General features: G+C 41.6%; 16 protein-coding genes and 1 pseudogene. 9 read left to right on the forward strand and 8 right to left on the reverse strand.

Annotated elements, in window-relative coordinates; genetic code table 11:
- Nucleotides 1-4 precede the first annotated feature (4 nt).
- The 5 genes from IQ259_RS18620 to IQ259_RS18635 all read right to left on the reverse strand — a co-directional run bounded on the left by IQ259_RS18620 (nucleotide 5) and on the right by IQ259_RS18635 (nucleotide 4,908).
- Nucleotides 5-1,672, reverse strand: a complete 1,668-nt coding sequence (locus IQ259_RS18620; RefSeq protein ID WP_228014627.1) for a P-loop ATPase, Sll1717 family — start codon at nucleotides 1,670-1,672, stop codon at nucleotides 5-7.
- A 49-nt stretch (nucleotides 1,673-1,721) separates the two neighbouring features.
- Entirely contained in the window at nucleotides 1,722-1,949 is a 228-nt protein-coding gene (locus IQ259_RS27245; RefSeq protein WP_228014628.1) for a hypothetical protein, read from the reverse strand.
- A gap of 245 nt (nucleotides 1,950-2,194) precedes the next feature.
- On the reverse strand, nucleotides 2,195-3,832 hold the full coding sequence (groL, locus tag IQ259_RS18625) for a chaperonin GroEL (protein ID WP_193887453.1): 1,638 nt from the start codon (nucleotides 3,830-3,832) through the stop codon (nucleotides 2,195-2,197).
- Between the two features lie 60 nt (nucleotides 3,833-3,892).
- On the reverse strand, nucleotides 3,893-4,204 hold the full coding sequence (gene groES, locus IQ259_RS18630) for a co-chaperone GroES (RefSeq protein ID WP_193887455.1): 312 nt from the start codon (nucleotides 4,202-4,204) through the stop codon (nucleotides 3,893-3,895).
- Nucleotides 4,205-4,674: 470 nt separating this feature from the next.
- The gene (locus IQ259_RS18635; RefSeq protein ID WP_193887457.1) at nucleotides 4,675-4,908 is read right to left on the reverse strand and encodes a hypothetical protein; all 234 of its coding nucleotides are present in this window, start codon (nucleotides 4,906-4,908) and stop codon (nucleotides 4,675-4,677) included.
- A 462-nt stretch (nucleotides 4,909-5,370) separates the two neighbouring features.
- On the opposite strand from IQ259_RS18635, the gene IQ259_RS18640 reads away from it, so the two are divergent.
- A complete protein-coding gene (locus IQ259_RS18640) occupies nucleotides 5,371-6,048 on the forward strand; it encodes a response regulator transcription factor (RefSeq protein WP_193887480.1) in 678 nt (225 codons plus the stop codon).
- A 523-nt stretch (nucleotides 6,049-6,571) separates the two neighbouring features.
- On the opposite strand, the gene IQ259_RS18645 is transcribed toward IQ259_RS18640, so the two are convergent.
- The gene (locus tag IQ259_RS18645; RefSeq protein WP_193887459.1) at nucleotides 6,572-7,225 is read right to left on the reverse strand and encodes a DUF3386 domain-containing protein; all 654 of its coding nucleotides are present in this window, start codon (nucleotides 7,223-7,225) and stop codon (nucleotides 6,572-6,574) included.
- A 113-nt stretch (nucleotides 7,226-7,338) separates the two neighbouring features.
- On the opposite strand from IQ259_RS18645, the gene IQ259_RS18650 reads away from it, so the two are divergent.
- Both IQ259_RS18650 and IQ259_RS18655 read left to right on the forward strand, forming a co-directional pair.
- Nucleotides 7,339-8,004 carry a LuxR C-terminal-related transcriptional regulator gene (locus IQ259_RS18650; RefSeq protein WP_193887461.1) on the forward strand — a complete coding sequence of 222 codons (666 nt, stop codon included), beginning with the start codon at nucleotides 7,339-7,341 and terminating at the stop codon, nucleotides 8,002-8,004.
- 76 nt (nucleotides 8,005-8,080) lie between these two features.
- Nucleotides 8,081-8,704 (forward strand): hypothetical protein, encoded by a 624-nt coding sequence (locus IQ259_RS18655; protein WP_193887463.1) that lies wholly within the window; start codon nucleotides 8,081-8,083, stop codon nucleotides 8,702-8,704.
- A gap of 204 nt (nucleotides 8,705-8,908) precedes the next feature.
- On the opposite strand, the gene IQ259_RS18660 is transcribed toward IQ259_RS18655, so the two are convergent.
- On the reverse strand, nucleotides 8,909-10,651 hold the full coding sequence (locus IQ259_RS18660) for an iron uptake porin (RefSeq protein WP_193887465.1): 1,743 nt from the start codon (nucleotides 10,649-10,651) through the stop codon (nucleotides 8,909-8,911).
- A gap of 662 nt (nucleotides 10,652-11,313) precedes the next feature.
- Here IQ259_RS18660 and IQ259_RS18665 point away from each other — a divergent pair.
- From IQ259_RS18665 to grpE, 3 genes are all read left to right on the forward strand, one after another.
- Nucleotides 11,314-13,845: a tetratricopeptide repeat protein gene (locus IQ259_RS18665; protein WP_228014629.1), complete on the forward strand. Its 2,532-nt coding sequence runs from the start codon at nucleotides 11,314-11,316 to the stop codon at nucleotides 13,843-13,845.
- A 171-nt stretch (nucleotides 13,846-14,016) separates the two neighbouring features.
- Nucleotides 14,017-14,313, forward strand: coding sequence for a J domain-containing protein (locus IQ259_RS18670; RefSeq protein ID WP_193887467.1), 297 nt, complete (start codon nucleotides 14,017-14,019; stop codon nucleotides 14,311-14,313).
- Nucleotides 14,314-14,414: 101 nt separating this feature from the next.
- Nucleotides 14,415-15,182 (forward strand): nucleotide exchange factor GrpE, encoded by a 768-nt coding sequence (gene grpE / locus IQ259_RS18675; RefSeq protein ID WP_193887469.1) that lies wholly within the window; start codon nucleotides 14,415-14,417, stop codon nucleotides 15,180-15,182.
- An 11-nt stretch (nucleotides 15,183-15,193) separates the two neighbouring features.
- Here grpE and IQ259_RS18680 read toward each other — a convergent pair.
- Nucleotides 15,194-15,355 (reverse strand): annotated as a pseudogene (locus IQ259_RS18680) (Uma2 family endonuclease); the annotation flags it as partial.
- A 339-nt stretch (nucleotides 15,356-15,694) separates the two neighbouring features.
- Between IQ259_RS18680 and IQ259_RS18685 the strand changes: the two are divergent.
- From IQ259_RS18685 to IQ259_RS18695, 3 genes are all read left to right on the forward strand, one after another.
- The gene (locus IQ259_RS18685; protein WP_193887471.1) at nucleotides 15,695-17,455 is read left to right on the forward strand and encodes an Hsp70 family protein; all 1,761 of its coding nucleotides are present in this window, start codon (nucleotides 15,695-15,697) and stop codon (nucleotides 17,453-17,455) included.
- 3 nt (nucleotides 17,456-17,458) lie between these two features.
- Nucleotides 17,459-17,869 (forward strand): hypothetical protein, encoded by a 411-nt coding sequence (locus IQ259_RS18690; protein WP_228014630.1) that lies wholly within the window; start codon nucleotides 17,459-17,461, stop codon nucleotides 17,867-17,869.
- A 101-nt stretch (nucleotides 17,870-17,970) separates the two neighbouring features.
- Complete coding sequence (locus IQ259_RS18695; RefSeq protein ID WP_193887473.1) at nucleotides 17,971-18,942, forward strand: GTP-binding protein; 972 nt, start codon at nucleotides 17,971-17,973, stop codon at nucleotides 18,940-18,942.
- The last annotated feature ends 140 nt before the right edge of the window (nucleotides 18,943-19,082 follow it).

Raw genomic sequence — 19,082 nt, forward strand, 5'->3', positions numbered from 1 at the left:
ATTTTTATAATCCACCTCTACGATCCATTCCAAAACCATAGGCATAGATATCAGCAACCTTATAGCGTTCCTCTTTTTCACGCCATTCAATAATACCAATCTCGCTTAAAAAAGAAGCAAACTCTTCAAATTCTGCTATATCATGTGCTGACTCTTGCCATATTGTTTGTAATGGCTCTTTCTCCAAAAAAGCTGATACATTTTTGAGAGAATCAAAAAATTTAACTAAATCAGGATATTCCTCTTTAATTTCTTGACAGCGTTTTTCTGATGCTTTTTTCAAGCCAAACTCTAGAGAATTTCCTTGGAGTAAGCGGTCTGTACGGAGTTTAGTTGATGATTTTCCTTTATATGTTAGTTCTTGTTCTTTTGCTCCTTTTAGTAATATACTTAAACTCCGAGGAAAAGTAGTGCCACTCGAATCAGTTAATCTTTCATAAACCCATCGAGATACATTCTTAGCTCTATTTCCGCCTCGACGACGACTTCCCCAAAGTAATTCTAATGCTTTATCGATCGCTTCCTCACTAGCTTGATCAATACTTTCAATAGGAATAGGAGCAACTCTGTCAACTAAATTTTTAAAAGATTCAGATTGTGTTGCTTGACGAAGTGCTAATCGGAGAAAATCAATTCTATTCCACTGTAATATAATATCCCGTCCAGTAAAATGACTTTTATTATCAAAGCTTAAACGATTCCATATATCTTCTCTCAAGAAAACTTTAAACCTAATAGCTGTTAATCGGTCAGCATCACAAGATTGAACTAATTGAAATAATCCAGTGAGTGCCTGTTGTCTTACTCCTCCTACTTCAGGAAAATCTTCATCTAGATCATCGTAAAGAAACCATAGTTTTTGAGAATTATTTTTGGCTTCTTCATTAAGAACATACATGGCATCTTTGACTATGAGCCATAGTTCAGAGTTAGTGGATAAGTTTAACAAAGCTTGAGTAGATTCGGATTGCCATCTTTCTATAGTTAAATTACTAATAATTTTTTTTATTTCACTAAATTTTATACCTTTCTTACCTCTAGGAAAATTCAATAAACTTTCTTGATGACATCTCAAGATTAAATAAGCTCTCCAGAAAGCTTCCCATGTTCCATTATTTTGCTGTAAATACTGATGAATGGTTTGAAATTCAAGACGAGAGGGACGACTTTCCTGAAATCTACCATGTGCTGACAAAAATATAGTATTATCTAACCGTCCATGAGCGAGTTTTTGAGCAACACTTTTGTGTTTTAAAAAAAGCCAATATAAGGCAGTTTTACCTGTTCCTTTTCGTCCTCTAATTAAACAGGTTGTATCGTCTAAGAACCTTTCAAAATCAGTAGTACGTTGAAATAGTAAACTCAAATCTTGTCTCTGATCAGCCGCATTTACTTCAGGAAATTGTAAGCTTTCAATGATTGTCCAGCGTTTCTCTGAATTAGTTAAAATGTTTTTGCGTTCGATTTCATCAGTTTCTTCATCAATTAAGTTGGCAATTTTATTATAGTAATCAAGAAAGGCTGTTACAGGATAACTATCAGCTACAGCAATTGGTGTAAAGTAAGGAATTACTAAAGGTTCTTCTATTGAATTTTGATGATTTTCCAAGTCTGACTCATCTTCATCTGCTTCATAATTTTCATTTGTTCCTGCCTTGATTTTGTTGAGCAATGATTTCCAAATATCAGTTATTTTCGATAAAATAGCTTTATGATTACTGTCAAGAACAGGAGATAAAACCAGGAGATAAATGAGGGACTTGTAATTTAAGTAAGTTATAAATTTGTTCTTTGCGGTGAGGAATAGATAAATTAGTAAAGCGATCGCTCACAATAGTCAAACTTAACAAGCCTGATGTAGAAAAATTTACATCAACCCATTCCCATGAATTTTTTACATACTGATTTTCAATCTGTTGTTTTAGCAAAACCTGCCAATTTTCTTGCATTTTTCACCTCTTTAAAGTTGAGTAGCTTGCTTGAGTAACCAACTTTTAATACTTTCGTATGCGTGGTAATCTTCCATACTTAGTAAACTTAAAGTTGAAGCTCGATCAGTATATTATTAAATAGCAATCCTATTAACGTTATTAATTCGTTATTGTCTTGTTTAAAATACTCGAATATCGACATAAAAAAACAGCCACCTCCACAAGGGAAGCAGCTGTTTTTTTATTTAAGTGACTACAGAGTATTAGTAATCGAAGTCGCCGCCGCCCATACCAGCGCCAGCAGCAGGAGCGCCATCTTTAGGTTCTGGTTTGTCAACTACGATACATTCGGTTGTCAACACCATACCCGCGATGGATGCAGCGTTTTGCAGTGCAGAACGAGTTACTTTCGCAGGATCAACGATACCAGCTGCCAACATATCAACGAATTCGTTGGTAGCAGCGTTGAAACCAACATTGAATTCTTTCTCTTTAACGCGTTCAGCAATGACAGCGCCATTTTGACCTGCGTTTTCAGCAATTCTCTTCAGAGGTGCAGGTAATGCACGAGAGACAATCAAAGCACCAGTCAATTCTTCATCTTTGAGATTGACCTTAGCCCACTCTTCTAGTTGAGGAGCGAGGTGAGCCAGAGTTGTACCACCACCAGGAACGATACCTTCTTCTACCGCTGCTTTGGTAGCGTTGATAGCATCTTCAAGGCGGAGTTTTTTGTCTTTCATTTCGGTTTCGGTGGCTGCGCCAACTTTGACTACAGCTACACCGCCAGCCAATTTAGCCAGACGCTCTTGCAGTTTTTCTTTGTCGTAGGAAGATTCGGTTTCGTCCATTTGACGACGAATTTGTTCGATGCGAGCTTTAACGCCAGCTTCGTTACCTTCAGCAACAATTGTGGTGTTGTCTTTGGTGATGGTGATGCGGCGAGCTTTACCCAAACCATCGAGCTTGGTGTTTTCCAACTTCAAGCCAGCATCTTCAGTGACGAGTTGACCACCTGTGAGGATGGCGATATCTTCTAGCATAGCTTTGCGGCGATCGCCAAATCCAGGCGCTTTCACAGCAGCTACGTTCAGCACACCACGCAAACGGTTAACAACCAAGGTTGCTAAAGCTTCTTTTTCAATATCTTCAGCAATAATCACCAAGGGTTTGCCTTGACGTGCTACTTGCTCAAGAACGGGTACTAAGTCTTGTACCAAAGCAATTTTCTTATCGGTTAGCAGTAAGTAAGGATCATCAAATACTGCTTCCATCCGCTCAGGGTCGGTGGCGAAGTAGGGAGAGATGTAGCCTTTGTCAAAGCGCATCCCTTCGGTGATTTCCAATTCGGTGGTCATGGATTTCCCTTCTTCCAAGGAAATTACACCTTCTTTACCCACCTTGTCCATCGCTTGGGCAATCATCTGACCGACTTCATCATCGTTACCGGCAGAAATTGAACCAACTTGAGCGATCGCTTTAGAATCTTCTACAGGACGAGCGTGTTCAGCAATTTTCTCGACCAAGAAGTTTGTAGCTTTATCAATACCGCGCTTCAGCAGGATGGCGTTAGCACCAGCTGCAACGTTCCGCAAGCCTTCTTTAACGATCGCATGAGCCAATACGGTAGCGGTTGTGGTTCCATCACCCGCAGCATCGTTTGTTTTAGAAGCAGCTTGACGAATCAAAGAAACGCCAGTGTTTTCAACGTGGTCTTCTAATTCAATTTCTTTAGCGATAGTCACACCATCATTCACGATTTGCGGTGCGCCAAATTTCTTCTCTAATACTACGTTACGTCCTTTGGGGCCGAGGGTAACAGCTACAGCCTCAGCTAAGATGTCCATGCCTCGTTCTAAGGCGCGACGTGCATTTTCGTTATAGATAATACGCTTTGCCATAGTTGTCCTTTGTCCTTTGTCCTTTGTTCTACCCGCCATTTGTCTAATGACGAATGACTATTACGCAACTACTGCTAGAATGTCTTTTTCAGAAAGCAGTACATATTCGTCGGTGCCGAGTTTAACGTCAGTGCCGGCGTACTTGGAGTACAGCACTTTGTCACCAACTTTTACTTCTAATTCCTGACGGCTACCGTCATCGTTGCGCTTGCCAGGGCCAAGAGCAACTACTTCCCCTACCTGGGGCTTTTCTTTGGCGGTGTCGGGTAAATATAGACCACCAGCGGTCTTTTCTTCCGAAGCGCTCACTTTTACGAAAACGCGATCGCCCAAAGGTTTAACTGTAGATACGCTTAAAGATACTGCTGCCATACAAATTTCTCCAGAGTTAGCACTCTCAACTCCTGAGTGCTAATTTACCGAAGAGCAGCCTACAATGGCAACAATGTCCTATGTACGGGTTCCCGAACTCTTAAAAGAAAGCAGGAGGCAGTACCTCGGCTTCTCCTGTGGTCGCCGAGCGTTCGCGCAGCGGCGACCGGGGGCAGGAGGCAGAAGGCTAAAAGACATTTCAGACTTCACACTTCAGTAAGCGGAAGTTCACTTAAGTATAAGTACCTAATTATGTTTAATTTTCCGATTGTCTTGCGGAAGTTACGAATATTTCTATATGGTCAACTTTATTTGCAAAGCTTGGAAATTGTTATAGAACAGTAATCAGGGATCTGCTAGAGAGTAACAATACCAAGATCAAAAAACCATCACATCCCGAAAACCGTGAAATATCTGGACGAGAAGAAAACCTTAAGTAATTGTGTAAAAATTTGAGGAATTGCCCAAAATCAGCGACATATTTTTATGTATGCTGACCACATAATTGCTAACTGCGGTTTACAACAAGCTAGTAGAGAATCCTGGGAATACTTAAAATTAGCGACTTCAAGAACTAAGTCTTGATCTACCGCCACTAAAGTTTTCTCTTCTGTATCTTGACAATCCAAGACAATTGCTTGCCAGTTTGTTGTTCTAGACAGATAATGGTTGTCTGCACGGATGATGGTGTCTGGTATCGCCAAGCAAATTTGCAAGTCCTAAAGCGGATCATCCAAACATACTTGATAGGCAGAATGGTGGTGGAAGAATTTGCATTTTTAACCCATCCTTTGCCGGAAAATCCCTTACTTGCTTGTTAACATCTGATAAGGCTTCACGTCCACAGGATATAGTAAAGCAGTAAGCTGATGAAAGTGTGGGTTGTTATAAAGCTAGGGTCATCTGGAGCCAACACTTACTTGTGAATGGAGATGATTATTATTTAATCAGTGTTTTTTCACCCCCCACTTTCAAAGCGATATATAATAGCGCATTATAAATACTACTGCTCTACGTATCCTTACCGGACTTCTGCCAATGAGCTAGTGGTCTTAAACAAAGTGACAACCACTTTTGAGACTTCGAGGAACCAAAGGCAAGTTAAGTGGGAAAAAAGACAAAATCTCAATAATCCACCATATTAAGGATAACCATTCAAGACCTTGATGGACCGAAGCGCGACAAGTGCCACTGCTATGAAAGAGCCCAGCATGAAAGATCACAAACGCCTTTTACTGATTGATGACGACCCTAACCTCATCTTGCTGGTGAAGGATTACTTGGAATTTAGAGGATATGAAGTTGTCACTGCTGAAAATGGACGCGAAGCTCTGGAAATTCTAGAGCATGATGTTCCAGATATGATCATCTGTGACGTGATGATGCCGGAAATGGACGGTTACACTTTTGTAGAACAAGTCCGGCAAAACGAACGAACTGGTTGGATTCCCGTTCTCTTCCTATCAGCCAAGGGACAAAGTGCAGACCGGGTGAAAGGTTTAAATAAAGGTGCTGATGTCTATATGGTCAAGCCCTTTGAACCAGAAGAACTCGTTGCACAAGTAGAATCTTCGCTGAAACAAACTATCCGTTGGAAGGAACACCAAGCCAAAGGAGGAGAAAACGGTTCCCGGATTCAGGTTCCCTTCGATGTGCAATTAACCCCAACTGAACTGAAAGTAGTACAGTTTGTTGCTAGGGGTTTAGCTAACCGAGAAATTGCTGAAGAATTAAATGTCAGCCAGCGTACAGTTGAAAGCCATGTGTCCAATATGTTGGGCAAAACCAATCTCCATAACCGCACCGAACTAGCACGGTGGGCGATTGAAAATCAAATGGCTTAAAAAGCTGTCAGCATTCAGCCGTCAGCTTTTTACTGTTTAACTGACCGCTGATAGCTGATAGCTTAATAACAAGCTTGCTGCTTTGGGGGATAAATTGATAAACATCTCTCTTGAGAGTTTATTGAGGTAGGTTAAGGCGCTTTGAATTGGTAAAGCTGTTTTTTGCAAGTTAAAGCAGAAAATAGCTAAATTTTGATAAATCGTGCCTATCTAAGCAATATCGCACCCCATCGAAAATCCAGTGATCCCAAGACAATTGACTTCAGCAGCCATTACTGCCTAATAGTTATTGAATGCACGGGACAAATGGCATGATTGCATCTACCCTCCTTGGGGTATCTCATGATTTTTATCCTGTGTTGTGAACGATAGTTCTTTGTCAGACGCATCAGTGCTAAGACATAACCAGAGCGCGAAAATGGTGAATTCTGCAACATCCACTGCATCACTCTGCCCAAAGACTAAAAGCGATCGCCCTAACATCATAAGTGCGATCGCTTTTAGTTTAAATTCACAATCCAGCTTAAGCCACAGGTTCCAACAACTTAATATTTGAGAAAATAAATTCTTGAATATTCAGTTGTCCGTTGATTTCGGTGCGAATTTCCCGACGATTGAGAATGAAATACTGACCTACCTTTTCATATTCATCGGTGAATTCACTTCTCCCACCCTTTTGTTCGCCAGTTTTGGGATCATGGTAAACAGAGTCATAGGTGTGAGACAAATATCCTTCTCCAGTATCATGACTGCTGAAGGTATTGATGGTTACGACAACGCCATGAATTTGACGGTGAACGAGACATACTTCATTATTGCGGATTTTGTATTTATCGCCAGCGGCCTTACCACCCATCAAAATCTCAACTGCATCGCTTAAGTCGGTGTCACCATAGCTAAAGGTATTTTCGCCGTGGGTGGCTTCAAAGCTGCGACGGATGCGGTGAATAGCAATTTCCCAAGCTTGACCGTGAATGGCCTTTTTTACTTCCTCATCTTCTACTTCGATTACTTCTGCCTTAAGATCAGCGTTGATAATCACTTTACCTGTAGTAACTTTATCGTCATACTTATAGGTAACATCTGCGGTATAACCGGGGAAATTATTATCCCATGTGTAACGGTTTTCATAAGCAGCCCGGAAAAGTTCCTGAGCAGAGAGTTGTGTAACTGTCATGTGCTTCTCCTAGCGTATCCAGTGATAATAGCGTTTTATTGTTGCTGGTATTAGCATAGAAGTAATTGTTGAGTAGAGCATAGTCCCCAATGGGGTACACTTTGGGTACACTTATGGCTAATTCTCTTCATGCTGTATTTCAGGCGATCGCTAGTGTCCGTAATGAGCAAGAATTACATCTCACTCTTAAGGATAAAATTGGCGACCATTTTTGTGTACAGCATTGGGGTATCTATCTCCTAGATGATCAAACACCAACCGAGATTGATGTTCCTGCTATTCCCGCAGTCTGTTTAGAAGGGAATCCTGTTGGCCGCTACGTCGTTGAGCGTCATGCGCCCGCCCACGAGCAATTGCTATTATCTCCTGGAGACTGGAAACATTTTTGCTCCCGTTCTGACCACGAACACGTTATGACTGGGCCAATTGTTTGTGATGGTCAGTTAATCGGTACATTACACCTAGCACGCGATCGCGGCAAGCCTGCCTTTGATGGCAACGATTTAGCTGACTTGAGTGCTGTATGCTTGCATTTATCAGCCAAACTTGCAACTTTAAGGGCAAAACCTACAACTTCACCTTTAGTTAGTCGGCTAACACCACGAGAGATAGAAATTGCTGAGTTGGTAGCGCAAGGTTTAACTAATGCAGAAATTGGCGAAAGACTCTGGATTACGCAAAACTCTGTGAAGCAAGCCTTAAAGCGGATGTTTCGCAAGCTAGAAGTCTCAGCACGAGCGGAAATGGTGGCGAAGTTACAGGATGTTTTGGTTTCGTAGAGAATAAAGTGAGGGCAAAAATAATTACGAATTACGTTAGCGAGTCCACGAGCGTCATTACGAATTACGAATTAATATGACTCGTCCGCCCATTCTTCAACCCGGTACAAGCTATACCTTTAGCAAATATTTTGAATTGCCTTATGCGCCAGCCGACATTCTTGCAGAATTTGATTTTAAATATGAACGCAAGCGGCTGGACTTACCAAAATATGAAGATAAACTTAATTGTTTAGAATTTTTGAGCGGTTATTTGCAAAGAAATTTAACCTACGTTAACCCAATTAGTGAAACCGCAAGACGAGAAGTGTTAATTGCACCAACACTGTTAGAAATTTGTGCGGAAACTCATACTCAATTAAATATCGAATATCCTATCAATGTTAACGATCAACTCAAAGGTAGCTTTGACTATTACATCAACAGTGATGTGGGTATGTTAGTAGTGGAAGCGAAACAATCTGATTTAGGTCGAGGGTTTACTCAACTAGCAGTTGAATTAATTGCACTTGACCAATGGACAGAATCAGCAACGCCAATTTTATATGGTGCAGTGACAACAGGGGAAGACTGGCGATTTGGCATATTGCACCGCCGCAAAAAGATAATTTCTCAAGATTTGAAACTTTATCGTGTTCCTGAAGAATTGGAAGAATTGCTGCGAGTTTTGGTTGGAATTATTGTTACAAGTTTATCTTGATAAAAAACATTGATCTTTAATAAAAATTCCCTCCAGATGAGGAGGGATTGAATATGTGAGAAATTAACTTTTAAGTAGAAAGGTGCAAATAAACCGAACTATGTAACGGAAAGTAAAGTAGCTTGAAAACCTCTTCCCTTCTGCCCTCTGCCTCCTGCCTTGTCATAACGACAATTTTTAACACCGACCTACTTATCTAAAAAACTAGAACAGGAATGTAGTCCGAATGATGCCAGTGTAGATAGTATCGTTGTTACTGTTATGTTCGGGGTTAAATATCACCAGCAATCCGGGTGTGATGGAGATATTGTTATTTACTTGGTAGCGATACAATGCTTCTATCCGGTAGGATGTATCACTGTCTTCACGGCGAGCAATACCACCAGTTGTGCCAAAGTCATTGTTTGTTACTTTGGGTGGTTGACCGAATATGATACCACCTAAGCTGCCTTTTTTACCCAAGTCAGGAAAAGCGAGAGTAACTGCCCAATTCCAGATATCTGCTTGATCACCACGATTGACGTTAGGTGCAAATGTAGTTTCAGCGATCGCCTGAGTATACCCCACCCAACCAGACAAAACAAATTTCGGGTTCACACGATAGCTGGTTTGGAAACTGTAGTGATTGGCAGAAGTGGCAATTCCACGGGGACTGTTAGGGCTATTTCCAGGGCCAGCGCCAAATGGTTGGTCAGCAAAGGAACCACCATATAATCCTGAAACCGCTACATCGTTATTAGCACCACTAAAGTATGAGTGGGCGTAGGTTAAACCCAAGGAAAGTTGTTTGTTCGGCTGGAACGCTATCTGTGCTAGAGCGCCGTAACTACCATTGAATAGTCCTGTTCCCTCAGTTACTTCATTACCTCTTCTGGCAAGATAGCCGCCAGATAAAGTAATAGCATCGCTGAGTTTGTAGTTAGCACTAACGCCTGAACCAAAACCAGCACCAGAGCCAGTATTACTAGCGCGGTAGATAGGAGAAAAACGTCCAGCGCGGGAAATAGCACCTAAGGGAATTGATGCTAACAAGGGGTTAAAGTTGTTGAAGTTGTCGTAAAATTCTCCCCCAATTGCGTCAACAATCACGTTAAGTTTGTCACCAACGGGGAAGCGATAAAATAATTTACCGAGTATGAACTGGTTATCTGTGCTGCCATCCCAAGAGAGACGGGTCATGCTTGTACCCGAAGCTGCGTTATTAACGGCGGTGTTGTTCGCTTCTAAGCGTGTTAACAGTAGGTCTTTACCGGTGAAGCTAGTAAGCAAGTTGAGACGGACGCGATCGCTAAATATTGTATTATTTGTCAAAGGCGCACCAGTTTCTCCTGCTCTAATTCGGTCAGAGTCTATGGCTCTATTATCGCCATACACACCCCCCAGACTAAAAATTGCTTCTCCGGTGAACTTGGTTGTGGTGGAAAATTGCTGACGTTCTAAGATAGCAGTCCGGTTTTCTAGACTATCAACTCGTCCCCGGATTGCTGCTAGTGTGTCAGCAAAATCTGTTTGCAGTTTCTGTAAAGTTGCTAAGTCTTCCTTCGTCACTAAGTCTGCTGTACTGCTAGAAATCAGTTCATTGACTCGATTTAGGCAAGCATTCAAACCTGCGGCAAACTCATAGCGAGTTAGGGCGCGATTTCCTCGATAAGTGCTATTTGGGTAGCCTGCAATGCAGCCATAGCGCTCAACTAATGATTGCAAAGCCTGGAACGCCCAATCTGTAGGTTGCACATCTGAAAGTTGGGAGACAGATGTTACCTGAGGCTGGAACTCGTTCTGCTGTTCTGGCTCAGAGCCTTCAACCTTGGTATCAAAAGCCGCATTGTCTTGTACTGGAATTTGTGCCGTCGGATTGGCAGATGCAGTTTTGGCTGCGATCGCATTCAAGCCCAGAACTAGAACTATTGGTGTTAACCACAATGAATGACGCAGAATCTTATACATTTCTTTTAGCTGGTAATTTTACCACACACCTTTAGACATAAGACTACTCTAAGTATTAATACTTGATTGAAAAGTATTGCAATATACAAAAATTAGACAATTCTTTTTAGATATGTAAATTTTTTTTAAAATTTTATAGATATTTGTGTATTAACACCTGAGTATATCAGCATAAAGTTACTCAAGCATGAAAAATAATTACAAAAACGCATTTTTTTAATGCAGTTTTAACAAGTATTGGGGTGAAACAAGAAAGCAAAGGGAGCAGGGGGAGCAAACCCCACAACTAAAGTTAGCGAAAAGTAAGCGAAACTCCGGGTTTCCCGGCGCAAAACTTTTCAAGACAGGGGCTTCAAATAAGGACGCTTTTTTTCCTCGCCCAAGGGGCGACGCTGCTGTTATGGGCAATGGGTTCTGATGCACCTAAGTAGGTCGGGGTTAAAAATTGTCGTTATGACAAGGCAGGAGGCAGAGGGCAGAAGGCAGAAGGGAAGAGGTTTTCAAGCTACTTTACTTTCCGTTACATAGTTCGGTTTATTTGCACCTTTCTACTTAGTACCCCTGTGAAGTCAAAATTAAGATTGCTCCAGAAGCTTATAAAATTCATGCCCTTGCCACACTAATATTGAAATTAGCAGAGTAGTTAAAGCCACCCTTTGATCATGGGGGGAAAATCGGAAAACAATCAGGAAGCAACTCCAGTGGCTAAACATCAATCCAAACAGCACTCACAGCAAAACATCTCTAATACCGGGACAGAGGCTACTGAAAACTTCGGGGTGCAGATCCAAGAATTGTTGAAGCAGAAAAAATATCGGCAAGCATTAGAAGAAATCAAAAAAATTCAGCGATCGCATCCTGAGATAGAATTTACTCCCAAAGAATCAGAAATTTGGTTATTGCGGGGACAACAGGAATTTCAAAAACAAGATTTTAAACAAGCAGAAAAATCCTTTGAACGCTCTCTGGAATTAGGTTTAGTGGGTGATGCTCACTACTGGCAAGCTAAATGTCTGTTGGAATTAAATCAATTAGATGCAGCTTTGAAATTACTCCATGATGCTTTTGAAGCAGGTACACTCATCAAAGATTACAGTATCTGTTATCTCAAACTCCTATTGCTCAAAGGAGATATCGCCACAGTTGAACAGTTAATTGACAAACAATCCAAACGCTTTAGTGCTGCCCAACTTCACTGGATACGCGGAGTGCTGGCTCTGAAGCAAGAACAACCAGAAGCAGCTTTGACATCTTTTCAGAAAATTAAACGCCCCATCACACCAGGCGATTTACCAATTGCTTGGATTATTTATAGCCAGCAAATGAATGGTAATTGGAGTGCGGCTGCTAATTTGTTGGGGTTGCAGTCATCTCCAGGCATCTTCAGCAAACCAAAATACTTAGGAAATCCCATTTTAAAAAAATTGGCAACTGCCCAACAAGCCAAAACAGGAATTCCATCCATACAACCCCGGAATCTGGAACGAGAAGATCCAATTATCCAAGATGCGCTATCAGTTTTAGCAATTACACAGCTAATTAATGATGGTAATCATCATGATGCAGCCCATGTCTTGCTACGGATGAAAGGGAGTTCAAGTCGTTTTCCAGAACTAAGTAGTCTACGAATACCTCTATTAACCCTTGCAGGTCAACAAGCACTAACCCAAGGACAAACAGAATGTGCAGAACTATTTTGGCAGCCTTTACTAATAGAAAAACGCTTTAATCCCCAGTTAGCAGTCAATCTGTTACAAGTTTTGGATGCTAATGATTCTGACAAAGAACGCCCACGTGTTGTCACTCAATTTTTGCGGTGGCTGGAGCAGGAAGCAAAACAAAAACCCCAAGAATGGCCAGATACACGCTTAAAACCAACCTTAGCCCATCTCCACTGCTGGATGGCAGATGCTTACATGGCATTAGATCGCGATCGCGCCGCTTTAGGAGCTTTGCAACAAGCCGAACGCATCTGTCCCACATCACCAGAATTACTAGGGCGCAAGGGACTAGTTGCTGCCTCAGAGGAAAATTATCATGAAGCGATCGCACTGCTTACCCAAGCTATTGAAGGTGGATGTCGGTATGAGGAAGTTTACGCTACTCTGTTGGCTTGTTGGCAGGAACTAGGAGACAAACAAGCACATAATGAAGCCCGTCGCCGTTTTGGTAAGCACTTTGGCGACTTTAATGTGGAAACTGAAGTGGAAATACTACCTTGGGTAGATGCTCTATCTACGTTAAGTTATCCCTTCTTTAGTCGTTTAGTGCAAACAGAAGATGAAAAAGACCCAGCTATAGGTGCTTGTCAGATATTCGTAAATGCAGTCCAAAGTCCCCCCAATTCAGGCGGACGAGTTTCGTTGAACCAAAAAGCAGCAACCCAACAGTGGGATACTTTACTGGAAAAAGTATCTGGTGATGAACAAATTCCAGTATTACAGGCGATCGCGCTTTCTATTCATCTATTCGCTAAACGGGAAAAAGGCATCGCCGCTTTAATAAGTCAATATATGCAAAGGTTGTTCAATATCTCAGGAGAACACCCAGAAGCGAGAGTTGCTCATCTAGTTGTCTTAGCTGTTAAAGAAAGTAGTCCCCAAAAACTTGAATATCCTGTGCAATTCTACCTCGACACCATGCCCCAACCAGGCAATGCTTTAGCCAACATTCAATTACAAGCACGTCGTTTTGGCTGGATTACCACATTAATTCCTGCCTTAGAAGAAGCACTACGTCGAGAACCACAAAATCCTTTGTTGCTATTAGCTAGAGCCACTACCTACCCAATTAATCAACCGCAATATGAACAACTAAAACAAGAAGGATTTGAATTAGCTCGTCGCCTCCAAGATGCCAAAGCATTACAAGCATTTCGAGAAGAACAGGCATTTCTTGCTGCTAAAGAAACTCAGCGCATCATGCCAGATCCAGATAAATTTGACAACATGAATATGTCAGATATGAATGATTTATTAGAAGAAATGCTGCGAAAAATGTTTGGCAATAAAGTTCCTCAAGCTGAATTTGAAAAAATGCTGCCAGAAATCAAGAAAATGTTCACCAGTATGCCTGATTTTTCAGATGATGAAGACGAAGAAGAACTAGATTTTGACTTTATCTTTAGAGACGTATCACCTAAATCTAAGAAGAAAAAAGGGAGAACTAGAGGTGGTTTTTCAGAATTGTTCTAAATAAATAGGATTCACAATCAAGGCTAAAGTATGAAATTTCATACTACCCTTCTCCTAACGGAGACGCTACGCGTAGACTTCGGCGTGAGCTCAGTCGAACGCTTGCTTCTCCGTAGGGGTACGGGAAGCCTCACAAAGCGCGTCTACATACTCCATACTTCATACTTTTTTATGATTTCCTACTACGAAAAACTAGGAATTTCCCCAGAAGCTACTCCAGCCCAAATTAAAGCAGCGTATCACGCCAAACTGCGAGAATTTCCGGCTCATACTTACCCCAAAGAGTTTAAAGAAATTCGAGAAGCTTACGAGGCAATTCGCAAAGGAGAAACAACTCAACATGAGGATTTCTTGAAAATGCGTCCTCTGGAGGCAGAACTAAACCCAGAGATATTAAAACAGGTGCAAGAAAAAGCGATCGCTCAATTAGAAGTTAGTCTAGATGATTTAATTCGTGCCACATTTTAATGAAGTATGAAATTTCATCCTCCTGGTTACTGAGTTTCGACTTCGCTCAACTGCTGCGAAGCCGAAGTGTGCCTCCCGCCTTTTAACAAATGACTATTCCAATGAGTAATAACACAGAAGCTTTATTTGCCAAATTTTTAGATTATTTAGACTCTGAACAACCACTTCCTGAATATTTGGGTGAACCACCAGAATCTGCTAATGTTTTTGATCCCTATCAAATGGTGGCAGAATGGACTGCCTTACGTCATGAACTTAAGCAACAAGGCAAATTATTGCGTTCTACTCAAGATACTTTGGCGCAAGCCTTAGAAGTAACTCGCACAGATCAAGAACAGCTGCAAACACGCTTGGAAGCAAGCCAAAAACAGGCATTAGCTACATTTGAGCAACAACAAGAAAAACTATTAAAAGAATTGTTGGGGATTGTGGATGCGTTAGATCAAGCTTGTACTTACTGGCAAGAAGAACTAGAAGTATTATCTGTTACTCCAAACCCAAAACCTGCTGCCCAAAAAAGTTTCTGGGAAAAGTTAGGGGAGTGGTTTGCTGGTAAAGAGTCTCAATCTGCGGTGTCTGAAAAATCATCACAATCAGAATCCTTAAGGGAAATTTTAACCAGCAATCAACAAGGTGTGGAGTTAATTGGGCGATCGCTTTTAGAAATACTCCGCCAAAGACGCGTTATTCCCATCGTTGCAGAGGGTAAATTATTTGACTCCCAGACCATGTATGCTGTGGGACGTGAGACAAAAACAGATGTTACAGAAAATACTGTAATTAAAGAAGTAGTCCGGGGTTATTTATGGGGTGATAAAGTCTTGAGAGAAGCACAAGTGATTGTAGCCACACAAACAACTGGGGATTGAGAAATCAAAAATTAGAATATCGACAAACCAGCTTGAAAAATTTGTGTGGGGGTGAGCTGTAATTTGGGAAAAGTTTGGGAGATAATACCGTCATTGTCTCGAAACTTACTGATTTGATATTCCCCATCAACCAAGTTACATACAGAGATTGTTGGTTGTTTAGGATTGCCAAGATGCTGTGGAAGCATACTTAAATCAGAGAGAACAGTTAGCTGAATCAGTGCAGCAACGTTTGTCCAGTCTTCAACTGATCGACTGTAGTCAGCAAACAGAATGGAAGGGAGTTGTACTGTATTTACCTTTGTGACAGCTAAAGCCTCTGGAAGTTGCGGCGACATAATATCGCTTCAGCAACCAAGAATTCCGAATTATTTGGTCAATATCTTGTAACCTTATATCTAATAGTGAAGCTGTCATGCTGCCAAAATAGAGTCTTTTGTAATTACCCAAGGTTACGCACCTGTGTGTGGATAAGATAGCTAAAAGCAAATAACATTTGCAGATTAAATTTTATGAAAGCAGTTGGGATTGACTTAGGCACAACAAATTCCGAAGTAGCGATCGTCGAAAATGGACAGGTGCGGGTATTACCAGGGAAAGATGGCGACTTGATTTTACCTTCCTGTGTGGGATTTAGCGATACAGGGAAACTGCTGGTGGGACGTGAAGCACTCCGTCAGTATGCAGCAGCACCAGAACGCACTGTGAAATCAATTAAGCGGTGGATGGGAACTGACCACCAAACCACTTTAGGAGATAAAGAATACTTACCTCATGAAGTTTCTGCGATTATTCTCCGCGCCCTGAAACAACGGGCTGAAGATGCTTTGGGTGAAACAATTACTCAAGCTGTGATTACGGTTCCAGCTTACTTTACAGATGCTCAACGACAAGCCACTAAAACTGCTGGCGAAATAGCTGGATTGGAAGTACTGCAAATTATCAACGAACCAACGGCGGCGGCTTTAGCTTATGATTTGCGTTCTGAAGAGACAGAAAAGGTTGTAGTTTATGACTTAGGTGGTGGGACTTTTGACGTGTCTGTTGTGGAAATTACAGGCGAAGTCACAGAAGTACTCGCTAGTCATGGTAACAATCGCTTGGGAGGAGACGATTTTGACAGGCTTTTGCAACTCCATCTCGTAGACTTATTCCGCAAACAGCATGGTGTGGATGTGCCAGATGATGCTTCCACCCAGGCGCGTCTTTTGCGAGCAGCAGAGCAGTTAAAAATTGACTTGAGTTCCCATGCTTTTGCGACAGTCCGAGAAGCCTTTTTAGGTAGTAAAGGCAAAACTGCACTACATCTAGAGACAGAAGTAGCGCGAACAGATTTTGAAAAATTGATTCGCCCACTATTAGAAGAAACCCTAGAAGCCATTGACCGCGCCCTCGCAGATGCGAACTTGCAACCAGAAGAAATTGATCGGATTATTTTAGTTGGTGGTTCCACACGCATTCCTCTAGTGCAACAAATGATTCAAGAGCATTTGGGACAACCTCCCACTGATGGGATTCAACCAGACCTTTGTGTGGCATTAGGAGCGGCTTTACAAGCTGGGGTACTGGTGGGTGAATCTGTAGATGCCATTCTTGTAGATGTGATTCCTCATTCTTTGGGCATTGCTGCGGCTGTACCTACACCAATGGGGATTATGCCTGGGTATTTTAGTGTCATTATTCCTCGCAACAGCGTTGTTCCCGTTTCACGCTCTCATGTTTATTCCACGCTGTTCGACGAGCAAGAAGCAGTGGAAATTGAAGTTTTTCAAGGCGAAAATACGATCGCCGAAGAAAATGTGCCTCTAGGTTCCTTTAGAGTGGAAAATTTACCAGCCAAACCAGCTGGAGGCATTCAAATCGAAGTTCACTTTGACTTTGACCTCAACGGTATTCTCACTGTCACCACCACCGAAAAAGGCAAAGGGCAACAAGGAACACTAGTAGTAAATAATGCCGGGATACAAAAACTTTCGAGCCATGAACTCAAGCAAGCAAGGGCGGATTTAGAGGCATTGTTTGAAAGTGATGAAACAATTGAAATCTCCAGCGAAGAGATCAGCGATGCAGTAGAAATCGCGCCAGAATTAGCAGCACTTTTAGACCGCGCTCAACAAGCACTTTTGACTGTAGATGAAGAACAATTAGAAGAATTACAAGACTTACTAGACCAGATTGAAAATGCGATCGCTGACAATAGTCCAGAAATACCACAGTTACAAGCAGAACTGGAAGATTTTCTGTACTACGCCACCACAAATGAGGAAGAGTAAGACATGGTGAAATGTCCTGTTTGTGGTGCAGTGTGTCGTTCAGGAAAGGGAGTAGAGGAGCAGCGATCGCCTACTTGCAGACGCTGTAAAGCAGATTTATCGGATTTGTTCCGTTTGCATGACCAAGCCATCTGGTATCACAGACAAGCACTATATTTATTGTCACAAAAGCGTTATGCCGAAGCAGCAGCGCACAATAATCAAGCTCTAGCTTTAGATTATAGTAATGCAGACTTCCATGCCTTGGCTGGTAAATTGTCAGCATTGCAAGGAGAATTTCGAGAAGCGATCGCTTCTTGGCAACAAGCTCTCAAGTTTGACTCACAAAATGCTATTGCTAGTAATTGTCTGCAAATGATCAAGGAAATTTATTCGTCACATTCTTTTAAAAATCTTACTCAAGATGGTTGTTAATTTGGTAAAAACTTGTGACATATCCAAATTCAGCACAAAAATACAAAACCGCTTATTATGAGTAAGATTATCATTCAAGTGATATCAGAGGTTTTAATGATATGGTGGCTGATGTAATTCCAGATGCAGTTCCAGTTACTGTTTTAACCGGCTATTTAGGAGCAGGTAAAACAACCTTACTCAATCACATCCTGACTTACGAACATGGTAAAAAAGTTGCTGTGATTGTCAACGAATTTGGGGAAGTAGGCATTGATAATCAATTAGTTATTGATGCAGATGAAGAAATTTTTGAAATGAACAACGGCTGTATTTGTTGTACAGTGCGTGGTGACTTGATTCGCATCATCAGTAATTTGATGAAGCGACGTGATAAGTTTGACCATTTAGTAATTGAAACTACTGGTTTAGCTGATCCTGCACCAGTAATTCAAACATTCTTTGTTGATGAAGATATGCAAGGTAGACTGTCTCTCGATGCAGTCGTGACAGTGGTAGATGCCAAGCATATTTGGCAACACTGGGATGCAGATGAAGCTCAAGAACAGATTGCTTTTGCCGATGTGATTTTACTGAATAAAACTGATTTGGTCACACCAGAAGAATTAGAAGAACTAGAAAAGCGGATTCGGGGAATGAATGCGATCGCAAAAATTCACCGCACCCGCAACTCAGAATTATCAATGGATGCGTTGTTGGGTGTGCAAGCTTTTGACTTGAATCGCGCCTTGGAAATTGATCCGAATTTTTTAGGCGAAGATGCTCATGAACATGATGAAAGTGTTTATTCTGTCGCATTAGTGACAGACAAGGCTTTGGATGGAGAAAAATTACATGCTTGGATGTCTGAGTTATTACGGACTCAAGGCACTGATATTTTTCGGATGAAAGGAATTTTAAATATTGCTGGAGAAGATAATCGCTTTGTGTTTCAAGGAGTGCATATGATATTTGATGGTAGACCAGATAGACCTTGGAAACCTACCGAAACTAGGAAAAACGAATTAGTTTTCATCGGTCGGAATTTAGATGAAGCCAAACTCAAACAAGATTTTTTGGCTTGTCTGGTGTAAATCAAAAAGCAGGGGGGAAGGGAGCAGGGAGCAGGGAGCTTTTGGGATAAGGAGCAGGGAGCAGGGAGCAAGGGGAACTTACAGCAACAATCCCCTTTTCCCCGTTCCCCCTGCACCTTGTCTCCCCTGCCTCTTCATTC

The sequence above is a fragment of the Fortiea sp. LEGE XX443 genome (genome assembly GCF_015206815.1).
Lineage (GTDB): Bacteria > Cyanobacteriota > Cyanobacteriia > Cyanobacteriales > Nostocaceae > Nostoc_B.

What these genes read in the sequence shown, in the direction of transcription:
- IQ259_RS27245 (WP_228014628.1), bottom strand. Translation starts at nt 1,949, where the DNA reads ATGCAAGAAAATTGGCAGGTTTTGCTAAAACAACAGATTGAAAATCAG.
- groL (WP_193887453.1), bottom strand. Translation starts at nt 3,832, where the DNA reads ATGGCAAAGCGTATTATCTATAACGAAAATGCACGTCGCGCCTTAGAA.
- groES (WP_193887455.1), bottom strand. Translation starts at nt 4,204, where the DNA reads ATGGCAGCAGTATCTTTAAGCGTATCTACAGTTAAACCTTTGGGCGAT.
- IQ259_RS18640 (WP_193887480.1), top strand. Translation starts at nt 5,371, where the DNA reads ATGGACCGAAGCGCGACAAGTGCCACTGCTATGAAAGAGCCCAGCATG.
- IQ259_RS18645 (WP_193887459.1), bottom strand. Translation starts at nt 7,225, where the DNA reads ATGACAGTTACACAACTCTCTGCTCAGGAACTTTTCCGGGCTGCTTAT.
- IQ259_RS18650 (WP_193887461.1), top strand. Translation starts at nt 7,339, where the DNA reads ATGGCTAATTCTCTTCATGCTGTATTTCAGGCGATCGCTAGTGTCCGT.
- IQ259_RS18655 (WP_193887463.1), top strand. Translation starts at nt 8,081, where the DNA reads ATGACTCGTCCGCCCATTCTTCAACCCGGTACAAGCTATACCTTTAGC.
- IQ259_RS18660 (WP_193887465.1), bottom strand. Translation starts at nt 10,651, where the DNA reads ATGTATAAGATTCTGCGTCATTCATTGTGGTTAACACCAATAGTTCTA.
- IQ259_RS18665 (WP_228014629.1), top strand. Translation starts at nt 11,314, where the DNA reads ATGGGGGGAAAATCGGAAAACAATCAGGAAGCAACTCCAGTGGCTAAA.
- IQ259_RS18670 (WP_193887467.1), top strand. Translation starts at nt 14,017, where the DNA reads ATGATTTCCTACTACGAAAAACTAGGAATTTCCCCAGAAGCTACTCCA.
- grpE (WP_193887469.1), top strand. Translation starts at nt 14,415, where the DNA reads ATGAGTAATAACACAGAAGCTTTATTTGCCAAATTTTTAGATTATTTA.
- IQ259_RS18685 (WP_193887471.1), top strand. Translation starts at nt 15,695, where the DNA reads ATGAAAGCAGTTGGGATTGACTTAGGCACAACAAATTCCGAAGTAGCG.
- IQ259_RS18690 (WP_228014630.1), top strand. Translation starts at nt 17,459, where the DNA reads ATGGTGAAATGTCCTGTTTGTGGTGCAGTGTGTCGTTCAGGAAAGGGA.
- IQ259_RS18695 (WP_193887473.1), top strand. Translation starts at nt 17,971, where the DNA reads ATGGTGGCTGATGTAATTCCAGATGCAGTTCCAGTTACTGTTTTAACC.